The sequence below is a fragment of the Natrinema sp. HArc-T2 genome (assembly GCF_041821085.1).
GTDB lineage: Archaea > Halobacteriota > Halobacteria > Halobacteriales > Natrialbaceae > Natrinema.
The window spans coordinates 503,696-517,042 of sequence record NZ_JBGUAZ010000001.1 but is presented as its reverse complement, the minus strand read 5'-3'; the positions used below and the strand labels follow the sequence as shown (position 1 = coordinate 517,042).

Genomic DNA, 13,347 nt, shown 5'->3' with positions numbered 1-13,347 from the left:
TCGACCGGTTTAGAGGACTTCGTCGAAGTCGTGATGACCGTGGATGTCGACGCCCTCGTCGGTAATCTCACAGAGGAACACGCCGTTGCCGGAGCCGGTGTCGCGCTCGACGGCGGATTTGATGCCGCGGGCGGCGACCGTCTTGGCTTCCTCGTTGGACATGTCCTCCTCGTAGGCCTGCTCTAGGTGCCCGTAGGCCAGTTGCATCCCGCTGCCGGTGACGGTGTAGTCGTCTTCCATGACGCCGCCGGCGGGGTCAATGCTGTAGACGTGGCTGCCTTCGTCGTCGACACCGCCCAGAATCGGGTGGATGGCGAAGAACGGGCCGCCGCGGGCGAAGTTACCCGCAAGCGTCGCGAGCGCGTCGATGCTCATCCCCTCGCCGCGGCGGGCCTCGTAGAGGTTGACCTCCGCGCGAAGACTCGAGATGAACGACTGTGCGCCACCGACGCTGCCGACGAGGGTGAGTGCGCCGGTCGGGTGGATCTGTTCGACCTTCTGGACGTTCTTGTTCGAGACGAAGCGACCGCCGAGGCTGGCGCGCATGTCTGTCGCGATGACGACGCCGTCAGCGGTCGAGATGCCGATCGTCGTCGTGCCGGTCTTGTTGACGTTGTCCAGATCAGCCTGGGTCAGATCGTTCTGCGGGAGGGAGCCGAGCTCCGGCTCGTAGGGGTTCGGATCGTCGGCCAACTGGTCGACCGTCCGGGAGAAATCGGAGTCGTGTGTGGGCGTACGCATTACCCGAGTCGTACGCCGGGACGGTATAAAACACCGGCGGTCACCACCGTCGTTTCCGCTTCCGTCCGGCGAGCAGAGCGGCGGCTCAAAGCGACTATTCGGCGTGTGCCCGCGAGGGCGGTGGCTCGTCGGCCAGCGGTCCGAAAATCAGTCAGCGTCGATCAGCGCTGCGTGGCTTCGTACGCGTCTTCGACGGTGGCGAGGACGCGGTGGATCGGCAGGGTGAACCCGGCCTGTCGGGCGGCGATCGCGAGCGGCATCGCCGCGATGCCGATCACGATACAGAGTTGGTACAGTGCGAACAGCGTCGCGTGGTACGCGCGGGATATCATCAGCGTTCAGTCGTGCTCAGACGGAGGCCATATATAAGCATTGCTGAAACATAGAATACATAATGATTGTTAATTAGCTATTGGGTCGGCGCCTGCTTGCGATTCAACTACAGTTGTGGTGGGAGCAACTCGAGTCACACTCGCGTCGATGTACGGGTATGTCGACGGCAATTGATCCGGGGATTTCTCGTAACTTATGGGAATCATCCGACTGACGTGCGCGTCGGAATCGGCGGCGCGCGCGTCGAGCGGGCGACAGCGCCGACGAACCGCAAGACAGGAAACCCCCCGGACCGACTACGCTGTATGGGCAATTATCTCGTCGCGATGGAAGCGGCATGGCTCGTTCGTGACGTCGAGCAGATCGACGACGCGATCGGTGTCGCCGTCAGCGAAGCCGGGAAGCGACTCAACAGCGAAGACATGGACTACGTCGAGGTCGAGGTCGGCGCGACGGGCTGTCCGGCCTGTGGCGAACCGTTCGACTCCGCCTTTATTGCAGCCGACACCGCACTCGTCGGCCTCGGACTCGAGATGGAGGTCTTCAACGCTGATAGCGAGGAACACGCCTCCCGGATCGCAAAGAGCGAGGTCGGCGGGGCACTGCGGGATGTCCCACTGTCGGTCGTCGAGGTCGTCGAAGTTCCGGACGACGAATAATACCGACGGATACCGCTATCCGAAGGTCAGTCGTGTAGACTCGACCGTCTTTTGCGACTGCTATCGTCTTACTGGCATTCGATCGTCTACGGCGCGGGCCGGTGTGGGGTGGTGGACCCACCCAAAGTTCTTTCTATAACCCGTAGTTATTGTACGATATGGAACTCCCGACGCCTGCCGACCTCCGGCAACGCCGTACCGAACTCGGACTCACTCAGAGCGAACTCGCGGAGACCGCCGACGTCTCCCAGCCGTTGATCGCCCGGATCGAGGGTGGTGACGTCGATCCGCGCCTCTCGACGCTCCGGCGAATCGTCAACGCCCTGGAGAAGGCCGAAAGCGACGTCATCCGCGCCGAAGACCTGATGAACGAGGCCGTCGTTAACGTCTCTCCCGATGACCCCGTCAGCGAGGCCGCCCGGAAGATGGAAGAAGAAGCCTACTCACAGCTTGCGGTTATCCAGGACGGGATTCCGGTCGGCTCGATCAGCCAGACCGATCTTGTCCACCTCGACTCGGAGGCCCGCGACGAACCCGTCGAAGACCACATGAGCGAGAGCTTCCCGACCGTCTCGAAAGACGCCACGCTGGACGAGATCAGCAACCTGCTCGAGCACTACAAGGCCGTGATGATCACCGAGGCCGGCGAAACCGTCGGTATCATCACCGAAGCCGACATCGCCGCACGGCTGTCCTGATCGGTCCGACCGCCGACGCTCGCCAAACCGGCAATTGTGCGGTTCCGTTTCCGTCTCGAGTCTGAAAGACGACAGACCTATCGACAACTACGATCGTCTTCTCGGCGGGATGCTTGCAGCACTGCTCGTCGGAGCCGCTGTTGGACTCCATCCTTCGGTAGCATTCACCGTCGGACTGCTCCGGCGCGGTGGTCGCAACGGTGTTTCTGTGGGATGCGATCGTCCGTCGCCCACCGGCCCCGACATCCGAGCCGAAATACGTGGCTGCCACCGTCGACTGGCATGCCGTGGTGGGCGTCGCTCTCGTCGCTGGATTTTAACCGACACTTGCAGCGATCGGGAACGGCAAACCGCCTTTATGCGGTTGCGAGGCGAATCTCGAGTACGTTCGTTCATGTACGATACCATTCTCGTCCCGACTGATGGGAGCGACCACGCCGCTCGAGCGGTCGAGCAGGCCCTGACGCTCGCAGACTGGTTCGACGCCACGGTCCATGCGGTCAGCGTCGTCGACACGAGTGCCGCGAGTGGCCTGCTCAGTTCCGGCAGCGTCCGTAAAGAGTTCATCAGCCAACTCGAGGACGGTGCCGAACGCGCCGTCGAGGCGATCGAGACGATGGCCGACGACTCGATCGCGGTTCAGACTGCGGTTCTCGAGGGTGAACCCAAAAAGAAGATCATCTCGTACGCGGCTGATATCGACGCCGACCTGATCGTAATGGGGACCCACGGTCGAAGTGGTGTGAGTCGCTTCGTGGCCGGCAGCGTCACTGAACACGTCGTTCGCAACGCAGACTGCCCCGTCCTGACCGTTCGAGGGACCGAACAGGCCGAGCCGAGCGACGGCTACGAAGAGATCCTCGTCCCGACCGATGGCAGCGACGCCGCAGGGGCCGCAGTCGACCACGGCCTCGAGCTCGCACGCGCAGCCGATGCGCGCGTCCACGCCGTCACCGTCCTCGACACCGGTGATATGGCGGCCAGTCCCACACTCTCACCGCCGACGGAGATCGTGAAGCAGCTCGAGACCGAGCGCCAGAACGCGACGGACGAGATCGCAGCGCGGGCTCGAGAGGATGGACTGGCGGCTACGACCGCCGTGCTCGAGGGTCGGCCCGGCACCGAACTGCTCGAGTACATCGACGACCACGGGATCGATCTGGTCGTGATGGGAACGCACGGTCGAAGCGGCCTCGATCGGCTGTTACTCGGAAGCACGACCGAACGGCTGCTCAGACACGCATCGGCCCCGGTTCTCGCGGTCTCCTCGAACGAAGCGGCCGACGAATAGGAACCACTGAACTCGGCTCCCGAACCGAGTTAGCTGTGACCGGACACCGGCACCGGCTCGTAGGGCTCCTCGAGATAGGCCATATCCGAGGCCGACAGGTCGATCTCGAGGGCTTCGACGGCCTGCTCTAGGTGTTCGACACTGGTCGTCCCGACGATGGGGGCGTCGACCCAGTCTTTGTGGAGCAACCACGCGAGGGCGATCTGAGCCATCGTCGCGCCCTTATCGGCGGCGACTTCCGCGACGCGGTCGTTGATCTCCGGCCCACCGCCGTCGCGATAGGGGTGGTCGTACAGGTGCTCCTCGGTCTCGCCGCGGGTCGTCGCGTCGACTTCCTCGTGGGGGCGCGTCAGATAGCCACGGGCCAGCGGCGACCACGGGACGACGCCCACGTTCTCCTTCGCACAGAGCGGCAGCATCTCGCGTTCTTCCTCGCGGTAAACGAGGTTGTAGTGATTTTGCATCGTGACGAACCGCTCGAGGCCGAACCGGTCGCTCGTGTGTAACGCGTCGGCGAACTGGTGGGCCCACATCGAGGAGGCACCGATGTAGCGAACGTGACCACGACGAACGGCGTCGTCGAGTGCGCGCAGCGTCGTCTCGATCGGTGTCTCGTCATCCCAGCGGTGAATCTGGTAGAGATCGATCGTGTCCATCCCCAGTCGTTCGCGGCTGGCCGCAAGTTCCTGTTCGATCGCCTTTCGGGAGAGGCCACCCGAATTCGGGTCGTCCTCGCGCATCTGGAAGTAGCCCTTCGTGGCGACGACCGACTCCTCGCGGTGGCCCTCGAGCGCTTTACCTAAGATCCGCTCGGATTCGCCCTTCGAGTACATGTTCGCGGTATCGAAGAAGTTGATCCCCAGGTCGATCGCCCGGTCGATGATCGCTTTGCTCTCTTCGTCGTCTAAGACCCACTCGCGCCAGTCGCTCGAGCCGAAGCTCATACAGCCCAGGCAGATGCGACTGACTTCCATTCCGGTGGAACCGAGGGTCGTATACTCCATAACAGGCCGTACGCGGGCGGGTGAAAAAACAGTACGTGGTAACACAATCGACGACAGCTGTCGGATCCCCGTCGTTTTTAGTGGAACGGTGATCGTACGCCCGCGTGCCTCTGGCGGACGAACACGACGATCGAGAGACGAACCGCACCGACGACAACGGTATCGTCTCGCGAATCAAGAACGTGTTCACCCGCAACTGATCGCAACGGCATCGGAGATCGGTCACCAACGTCCGAATGCCGTGTCCGTTTTTTGGACGCGAAAACGGCGACGAGACGTGTAACCGAGCTACCAGTGGCCGAACAGCCGCTGGAGGACGGTACGATCGCTCGGTCGCTCGGCGAGCAACACCGAACTGTCGACCTCGTTGACGACGTCCATGTGCAGTGAGTCGCTCATCAGCCGCGAGATTACACCCTCCTCGGTCGCGCCCATGAGGATGAGCGAGTGATCTTCGGCCTGTCGACAGATTGCCCGTTCGACGTCGCCGGAGTCGTCGACAACGATCTCGGCGTCCTCGAGGTCGCGTTCTGTGGCCCACTCGGTGAGGAACTGTTCGCCACGCTCGCGGTCGGCCGGGCTGGCGACGACGTGCTGGAGCGTGATCTCCGCGTCGGCCTGGTCGCGAAGCGTCCGCGCGACCTCGGCGCTCAGATCCGAATCCGGTCCGCCAGCGGTCGAGAGGAGGACACGCGAGGTATCCAGATCCCGATCCTTGAGGATGAGGAAGTCACAGGGGAGGTTACTGGTCAGTTCGTCCAGCCGGCCTTCGGCACGCCCCTCGCCCCACGGTCGATCGTCACCCCAGCCGAGGACCACGAGGTCGGCGCGCTCGCGTTCCGCGGTGTGGAAGACGTCCTCGAACGAGCGGTGGGAGACGACCGTCGACGTCTCGTAGTCGACGTCGTAGGATCGCGCTCGCTGGCGGACGGTTTCCATCCGCTGTTCGGACTGGGAGACGATTCGGTCGGTCTGGCCGGCCCCGTAGCGCATCGAGGCACGGCCCGGCATCTGGACGATATGGACGGCGTGAACCGTCGCGTTCTCGTGGCCACTGGCCAGGGTACAGGCGAGGTCGACGATCGTCGACTCGGTTCGCGGATTCGCGATCGGCACGACCACGCGGTAGTCACCGTTGCCGGTCGCGTGAGTCTCGGCGGTGTCGATCAACGGCACGTACGACCGGCCCACGTAGTTCCCGAACAGCCACTCCCGGATCGAGAGTTGGCGGTCGGAGCCCTCGAAGCGGGCCGACTCGAGGCGATGCTCACTTGTCTGGAAGTAGTTGACGACAGTGACCAGTACGATACCGCCGATGGTGTTGCCGAGCAAGACCGGCAGGACGAAATCGGTGATGCCGACCAGCAAAGCGAGTTCACCGGCCAGGACGATGTAGACCATCTCGGTAAAGGAGACGACGACGTGAAACAGATTCCCAAGCGGGATCGCGAGGAAGGCCATGTAGACGACGACGAGCCGCGAGATGGTGTCCTGTGAGGCGTAGACGATCCAGACGACACCGGCGACGATCAGACCCGCGAACGCCGCCTTGGAGAACAGCGACCACCACGGCGTTGCGACGCCCTTTTCGGCCAGTTCCATCGCTGCGGTGGCCGCTGGCTCGTCGAAGACCCCACCCCACGTCAGCGCGACCGCACCGAGGGCACCGCCCGCGAAGTTGCCCGCGAGGACGATCGACCAGTGGCGCAACAGGGCGGGGATGCTGGCCAGCCGCTCTATGGTTAGCGCGACGGGCGGCACCGTGTTCTCAGTGTAGAGCTGGTAGCCGCCGATGATGATGTAGATGAAACCAAGCGGGTACAGGAGCTTGCTCAGGATCGGATGCCCGTCGGTCGACGCCGTTAGCGACGCGTACAACAGGAAGGTGATGGTGATCGCGAAGCCGGCGGCGAGGCCGCTGAAGAACAGTTCGCGACTCCCGGAGGTAATCTCCTCGTCGGCCGCGGCGACGATCCGCTGGAAGATCTCGTCGGAGGAGAAGCGATCGCGGACGACCGCACCGACCGCTGGAGCGCCACTCCGTGAGCGCTCGACTGCCTCTCTAACCTGTTCCTGTTCGGGGGGATCGCGGTCTGGTTGCGGCTGATCGGGCGAATCGGGCGTGTTCATTATCAGGTACGCGCCTCTAGAGGAACTAAGCGTTTAGCATCTGCCGTCATGACACATAACCGATCGTGAATGTTATCGGTCGGTAGATCGAGTCCGGCCCGACAGCCACCGAACTGATCGTCGAGCGACGATCGCTCCGGTTCGAGGCGGCTGTCGACCATCCTGTGCTCGCAGCAACCCACATACGTCGGGCCCGCGTAGTATGAGATATGACTCGAGTTCGGACCACGCGAACGCCGGACGGCCGTCGGCTCGAGGTCTCGCACGTGATGTCCATCCCCGCAGGGGTCGCCTGGGACGCACTTATCGACACCACGACATGGCCCGACTGGTCGCCGACGATCCACGGCGTCGAGTCGACGGATCGCCGGATCCGAACCGGAACGACCGGCCGAGTTAGACTGCCTGGCGTCTGGGTCCCTTTCGAGATCACGTCGTGTACGGAGCGGCGGTGGACCTGGCGCGTGACCGGGATTCCGGCCGCCGGTCATCGCGTCGACGACCTCGGCGATGGGCGCTGCCGGGTCGCGTTCGAACTGCCGCTCCATCAGGCCGGATACACGCCGGTCAGCCTCCGAGCTCTGGAGAACCTCGAGACGTTGCTCGAGGACGACGCCGTGGCTGTGCAATAGAAACAGGTCTCTGGCTGGTTGTCGGTATTTTCGCGATCGCAATAGCAACCGCTCGTGGATGTTGGAAAGACGGGGTAGGTCAGCAGGTGAACGCACGTGGAAACCACGGGCGCTGAAAGGTAACTGTCTGACCGTGCCGTCTACCCGCACCTCTCTTGGGCCGCCATAAAACACCTCCGGTACACTGGGCCGGTGAGCGTCGGGTCCGTCACGTACGTTCGCGCTGCGATCGCCGTGAGTCCGTCCCGCTTATTCGTCGGCCACCGGAGAAAACTGCTGATACGACCCGCTACGACAGCGGCGACTACACCGGCTGTCGAACCGCGAGCACGACCAGATCGGAAAACGGCGTCTCGTCGGGTCCGTTCCCGCCGGCGTGTTCCGAGAGCCCCCCCAGCGTGAACCGATGGATCTCCTCCTTGTCGTGAGTCAGCTTCTCGAGCACCAGCGCCTCGAGGTCGGGGTCGGCACCCGCCTCGAGTAAGGTAGCGGCGATGTCGCCGGGCATCCGGTCGTAGGGCCGGGGCAACGTGAGCAGATGGCGCTCGTCGTCCGTGACGGCATCGACGAGGCGATCCATGTCGGACTCGAGGTCGCCGCTTTTGTGCAGCGTGACGAACTCCGTGTCCTCCATCGGCGTCCGGGCGCGGCTGGCGGCCATCTGGATCGCCGAAATGCCCGGAATTACGCGAACCGGAATCTCGGGGTCCTCGGACTCGACCGCGTCCTGACGAGCTTGCGAGTCAGGGCTTGTAGAAGCCTGTTCTACAGCGTCCTGTACCTTCCCGACGAACTGATACCCAGAATGATTCGGATCGCCCATCGCGACCGCAGTACCCGATTCGCCGGCAGCGACGCGCTCGCCGAATTCCTCGAGTGCTTCGGCTTCGTCTTTGTACCCGCAGGTCAGTAGGTCGGCGTCGGTCAGGTCTTCGACGAACTCCACGACCGTCGTGAAGCCGACGACGACGTCGGCCTCGCGGATCGCGCGTTCGCCCCGCGGGGTAAGATACTCCTGATTCCCGGGACCGACGCCGACGGCGTAGACGGGATCGTCCGCCGCTTCATCGATGTCTGGCTCCGCCGTTGCGGCTGCGAACGTCGCCGGGTCCGGCCCGGCATCGAGGTCGTACTCGTCGCTCATTCGTCCTCCAGCGATGCCCGATCGGCAGCCGTCAGGTCTAGCTCGAGGTCGTCCGTTCGCACGTCTTTGGCGACGTGGATCAGTTCGTTCGTCAGCGCGGCGGCGAGTCCGCTCCCGCCGCGGCGACCGACGTTTGTAATCGCCGGCACGTCGTACTCCTCACTGACCTCGCGGATGCGCTGGCGGCTCTCCTCTGCTTTGACGAAGCCGACCGGCGTCGCGACGATGGCGGTCGGCCGGGTACCGTTTTCGATACAGTCGGCAAGTGCGAACGCAGCCGTCGGCGCGTTACCGATCGTCGCGATCGCGCCGTCGTAGACGCCCTGCTTGTCTAGTTCGAGCACCGAGGCGGCGGTCCGGGTCATTCCCGTCTCCTTCGCCAGTTCGGTCCCGTTACCGATCGCCTTGCGCTTCTCGCAGTTGTGGCCGCGGCCGGTGATGCCCGCTTTCGACATCGTGATGTCCGTGACGATGGTCGCCTCCTCGAGGACGGCTCGCGCGCCCGCTCGGACGGGAGCATCCTCGTCGTCGCCGAGGTCGTCACCGCCGGTGAACTCGATCAGATGCTGGAACTCGATGTCGCCCATCGAGTGCACCGACTTCTGTCGAACCCGGTCCGCGAGCGTCTCGTCCGGCACGAACTGCCGGACGATGTCCATGCTCGTCTCCGCGATGTCCATCGCGTTCTGTGTCGTTGCGCCCAGATCGGCGTACTCCTTCTCGAACTCCTGACTGTCGCTCATCGGGTATCACTCTCCGTGGCTCGCATATCGGCTCTCGGACGAACATCTTCGTTAATCATCGGTAGTCACCTCCGCGCCGACGGCCTCGTTGGTCGTCTGTGCCTCGAGATCGCCTTCGACCTCGAGATTTATATCGCGCAGTCGGTCGATCGTCTCGTCGTCGGCGTCCCAGAGATCCCGGTCGATGGCCTCGAGCAAGGTATCCGTGATGGACTCGAGCGCCCACGGGTTCACGTCGCGCATCCACTCCTGGCGCTCCTCGTCGAAGGCGAACTTCTCGGCGACCTCCTCCCAAAGGGTGTCCGAGACGACACCGGTGGTGGCGTCCCAGCCAAGCGTCACGTCGACCGTCGTCGAGAGATCGCCCGCGCCCTTGTAGCCGTGTTCCTCCATGGACTCGAGCCAGTCGGGGTTGAGCACGCGCGAGCGCATGGCCTTGCGGACCTTCTCCTCGTTGGTGTAGACGTCCACGTTGTCCGGATCCGAGGAGTCGCCGACGTAGGAAGCCGGTTCCTCGCCCGAGATCTCGGAGACGGCTGAGATGAAGCCGCCGTGGAAGGCATACCAGTCCGAGGAGTCGAACTCGTCTTGCTCCATCGTGTCCTCGAGTTTGACGGTGGCGTCGACGCTCGATAGCCGGCGCTCGAAGGCGTCGTGGGCGTCCGAGACGCGACCGCGCGACCCCATCGCGTAGCCGCCCCACTGGACGTAGACGCTCGCGAGGTCCGAGCGGTCGTCCCAGTTCCCTTCGTCGACGGCCTTGTTCGTCCCGGCACCGTAGCCGCCGGGTGTGGTCGTGAAGACGCGGTGTTTCGCTGCTTTTCGCGCGTCGCTCTCGTCGAGGTCTTCCTCGTCCTGCAACTCCTCTGCCTCCTCCTCGACGTGTTTCTTCACGTAGTTCATCTCGTGGGGTTCGTCGAGATCGACGACCGCGTCGACAGCGTCGTGGATGACGCCTGCCGCCGCGGGGAACGCGTCGCGGAACAGCCCGGAGACGCGCGTCGTCACGTCGATCCGCGGCCGATCGAGTTCCTCGAGCGGGATCGGCTCGACGTCGTCGATCCGACCGGCATCGGTCCACTGGGGCTCGACGCCCATCATCGCGAGCACCTGGGCGATCGTCTCACCGCGCGTGCGCACGGTTGGGGTTCCCCACGCGACGACACCGATCTCCTCGGGGTACTCGTCGTTCTCGTCGTGGTGGCGCTCGAGGACCCCCTCCGCCACTTCCTTCCCGACCTGCCAGGCAGCCTTCGCGGGCACCTTCCGCGGGTCGAGCGTGTAGAAGTTCCGCGCGGTCGGCAGCAGGTCGACGCCGCCGCGGGTGGGTGCACCCGACCCGCCCGGCGGCACGTACTCGCCGGACAGCGCGTCGGCGGTGCGCGGAATCTCGTCTTCGGCTCCCTGCACGCGCGGCTGAGCCTCTTCGCAGACGTACGCCAGCACTTCGCGCAGGTCGTCGTGGGCACCCGGTTTGGCCTTCGCGTCGCCGATCGTCTCGAGGTCGACGATCATGAGGTTGATGTTGACCTCGTCGTCCGGCCCGCCCTCGAGTTCGGAGACCGGCACGTCGAAGTCGTGTGCGGCCAGCGTCTCGAGCAGGTCGACGCTGGTCTCGTAGACGATATCGGCGGCCTCGGCGTAGGTCATGCCCAGGTCGTCGTCGTAGGTGCCCGGCGAGTCAAGCATCGTCTCGTAGTCGACACCGAGCGCACCGGCTACGCTCTCGCGCAGGCTCGGCGAACCGGGGTTCTCGAGGCGCGTGAGCGCGACGAGGTACTCCACGAGGCGCTCGCCTTGCGGCGGCTCGGACATCGTGTGCAGTCCCAGCCGGATCTGGGTCGTCTTCACGTCAGTGAGATACTCGTGGACGCGTTCGACGAGGTCATCGATCGCGAGGTCGTCGCCGTCCACGTCGCCCTCGGCGAGCGTGGTGCCGGCCTCGTCGGGTCCACGAACGTCGGCTTTTTCGTCGATCGTGCCCGCAATACCGAGTTCGACTGCGAGATCGAGGTCCGCGACTTTCTCTCGAATGAGCGTCTCGAGATGCTCGCCGTCGTCGGCGCGGGCGTCTTCCATCCCTGCCTCCCGGTACTGGTTGGCCAGTTCCTCGAGTTCAGAGAGTTCGTCGTACGTCCCAGCATTTCGCATGACCGGCGTGAGGTAGTCGACGATGGCGGCATACGAGCGGCGTTTGGCCTGGGTCCCCTCACCGGGGTTGTTGACGATGTACGGGTAGACGTTCGGAATGTCGTCGATCAGCTGGTCGGGCGCGCTCGCGCCGTTCAGGCCGACCGTCTTGCCGGGGAGCCACTCGAGGCTCCCATGGGTTCCGAGATGCACGACGCCATCTGCCTCGAACGTGTTCCGGAGCCAGCCGTAGAACGCGTAGTAGTCGTGTGGTGGCTGCAGGTCCGAGTCGTGGTAGACCTTCGAAGGGTCCATCCCGAACCCGCGTGGCGGCTGGACGGTGACGAGGACGTTGCCGAACTCGACACCGGGGATCGCGAACGGTCGGTCGGGGACCTCGCCCCACTCCTCGATGATGTTCTCCTGGAAGCGCTCGTCGGTGTTGCTGAACCAGTCCGCGTAGGTGTCCGGCGCAACCACGTCGACCGAGAGATCGCGGACGTCTTCCGGTGCGACCCAGCGATCCTCGAGCGTGAGCTGGGCGGTCAGTTTCTCGACGAGCGTCTGGCCGTCCTCGGGCATATCGTCGCCTAAATCGTAGCCGCGAGCGTCGAGTTCCTCGAGCAGGTTCACGGTCGACTCAGGCGAGTCGAGGCCGAACGCGGTCCCGATCCCGTCGTCGCTCGGCGGGTAGTTGTGGAGGACGACGGCGACTTGCTTGTCCTCGTTTGGTGTATGTCGCAGTTCGGCCCAGTTGACGGCCAGCCGCGTGGCGTGGTCGATTCGATCCTCGATCGGGAAGTGGTGTTTCGGCGCGGAGCCGATACCGGCCTCGTCGTCGGTGCGCTCTTTGCCGGAAATCGGGTGCGTAATCACGTTGCCGTCGAACTCCGGCAGCGCGACCGAAAGGGCGAGTTCGAATCCCATCACGCCCGTATCGCTGGACTCGTAGCGCGACCGCGAGCGCATCGTGGTGACCGTCTGCAGGACTGGCACGCCGAGTCGGTCGAGGAAAACGTCCTCTGCAGAACTGCCTTCGTCATCGGCACTGCGGCCACGCTCGTCCATCGACAGCGAGAACATAAACGAGGAGAGTACGGCGTCGACGACCGGCTTGCCCGCATCGTCCAAGAGCCAGTTGTCGGTCACCCACTCGGCGTCTTCCTGTTCGTCCGTATCCGTCGCCGGATTGCAGAAGATCGGCAGGGCGTTGGCACCCTGTTCCTCGAGCGCGCGGACCTGCGCGTCGACATAGCGGGTGTTCTCGTGGGTCCAGTGGGACTCGTAGAACCAGACCGCGACCGTCGGCCTGTCCGGGTCGTGGGTCGCGAGCAGCTCCTCGTACTCGATCCCCGGATGATCGGGGTGGTAGACGCCCTCCGTTGGGAGTTCGGCGGGCTCGTCGTAGTCGACGTCCCGGCCCTCGTACTCGGCAGCGAGGAACCGACACAGGTTCGCGACGTTGATCGTGCCGCCCTTCTCGAGATAGTCGTAGGCCAGCTCGCGGTGCTCAGTCGCGACCGTCGTGTCCTCGACGGCGTAGGCGTCGCCGGTCGCCTTGACGATCAGCGGGACGCCCGCGTCCTCGAGCGCGCCCGTCGCGTAGTCGTAGCCCGGCATGCTGTCTTCGGCCCCATGCAGCCAGAAAATCGCTGCCGCGGCGTCGCGCAATTCCTCGACGAACTCCTCGACGTCGGCTTCCTCGTCGAGGTCGCTCTCCGAGCGGACGACCAGCTCGATCCCCTCGAGGCGCTCGGCGGCCTGTCCGATCGAGCCGAGTTCGTTTTCCGTCGCAGTATAGATCCCGATCCGTGTCATCGTACTTTTAAACCTCTATTGTAT

The 13,347-nt window shown here is 64.2% G+C and carries 11 protein-coding genes; 4 read left to right on the top strand and 7 right to left on the bottom strand.

All coding sequences use genetic code 11. The annotated features are described in order from the left end of the window. Positions 1–9 precede the first annotated feature (9 nt). Together psmB and ACERI1_RS02660 are read right to left on the bottom strand one after the other, a co-directional pair. Complete coding sequence (psmB, locus tag ACERI1_RS02665; protein WP_373616477.1) at positions 10–741, bottom strand: archaeal proteasome endopeptidase complex subunit beta; 732 nt, start codon at positions 739–741, stop codon at positions 10–12. 161 nt (positions 742–902) lie between these two features. Continuing rightward, positions 903–1,073: a hypothetical protein gene (locus ACERI1_RS02660; RefSeq protein ID WP_373616476.1), complete on the bottom strand. Its 171-nt coding sequence runs from the start codon at positions 1,071–1,073 to the stop codon at positions 903–905. Positions 1,074–1,379: 306 nt separating this feature from the next. Here ACERI1_RS02660 and ACERI1_RS02655 point away from each other — a divergent pair, with 306 nt between their 5' ends. From ACERI1_RS02655 to ACERI1_RS02645, 3 genes are all read left to right on the top strand, one after another. Further along, positions 1,380–1,733: a DUF555 domain-containing protein gene (locus ACERI1_RS02655; RefSeq protein WP_373616835.1), complete on the top strand. Its 354-nt coding sequence runs from the start codon at positions 1,380–1,382 to the stop codon at positions 1,731–1,733. A 158-nt stretch (positions 1,734–1,891) separates the two neighbouring features. Then, positions 1,892–2,431: a CBS domain-containing protein gene (locus ACERI1_RS02650; RefSeq protein WP_373616475.1), complete on the top strand. Its 540-nt coding sequence runs from the start codon at positions 1,892–1,894 to the stop codon at positions 2,429–2,431. A gap of 394 nt (positions 2,432–2,825) precedes the next feature. Beyond that, positions 2,826–3,722: a universal stress protein gene (locus ACERI1_RS02645; protein WP_373616474.1), complete on the top strand. Its 897-nt coding sequence runs from the start codon at positions 2,826–2,828 to the stop codon at positions 3,720–3,722. A gap of 29 nt (positions 3,723–3,751) precedes the next feature. Here ACERI1_RS02645 and ACERI1_RS02640 read toward each other — a convergent pair whose 3' ends face one another. Both ACERI1_RS02640 and ACERI1_RS02635 read right to left on the bottom strand, forming a co-directional pair. Continuing rightward, positions 3,752–4,726, bottom strand: a complete 975-nt coding sequence (locus tag ACERI1_RS02640; RefSeq protein WP_373616473.1) for an aldo/keto reductase — start codon at positions 4,724–4,726, stop codon at positions 3,752–3,754. Positions 4,727–5,014: 288 nt separating this feature from the next. After that, a complete protein-coding gene (locus tag ACERI1_RS02635) occupies positions 5,015–6,856 on the bottom strand; it encodes a formate/nitrite transporter family protein (RefSeq protein ID WP_373616472.1) in 1,842 nt (613 codons plus the stop codon). Between the two features lie 209 nt (positions 6,857–7,065). Between ACERI1_RS02635 and ACERI1_RS02630 the strand changes: the two genes are divergently transcribed. Then, positions 7,066–7,488 (top strand): SRPBCC family protein, encoded by a 423-nt coding sequence (locus ACERI1_RS02630; protein WP_373616471.1) that lies wholly within the window; start codon positions 7,066–7,068, stop codon positions 7,486–7,488. A gap of 304 nt (positions 7,489–7,792) precedes the next feature. Here the strand turns inward: ACERI1_RS02630 and ACERI1_RS02625 are convergent, their stop codons facing one another. The 3 genes from ACERI1_RS02625 to cobN are packed head-to-tail and all read right to left on the bottom strand — an operon-like array spanning position 7,793 to position 13,323. Beyond that, complete coding sequence (locus ACERI1_RS02625) at positions 7,793–8,632, bottom strand: cobalt-precorrin-7 (C(5))-methyltransferase (protein WP_373616470.1); 840 nt, start codon at positions 8,630–8,632, stop codon at positions 7,793–7,795. Beyond that, on the bottom strand, positions 8,629–9,375 hold the full coding sequence (locus tag ACERI1_RS02620) for a precorrin-8X methylmutase (protein WP_373616469.1): 747 nt from the start codon (positions 9,373–9,375) through the stop codon (positions 8,629–8,631). The genes ACERI1_RS02625 and ACERI1_RS02620 overlap by 4 nt, the downstream gene beginning before the upstream one ends. Before the next feature lie 51 nt (positions 9,376–9,426). Further along, positions 9,427–13,323, bottom strand: coding sequence for a cobaltochelatase subunit CobN (gene cobN / locus ACERI1_RS02615; protein WP_373616468.1), 3,897 nt, complete (start codon positions 13,321–13,323; stop codon positions 9,427–9,429). Between the last annotated feature and the right edge of the window lie 24 nt (positions 13,324–13,347).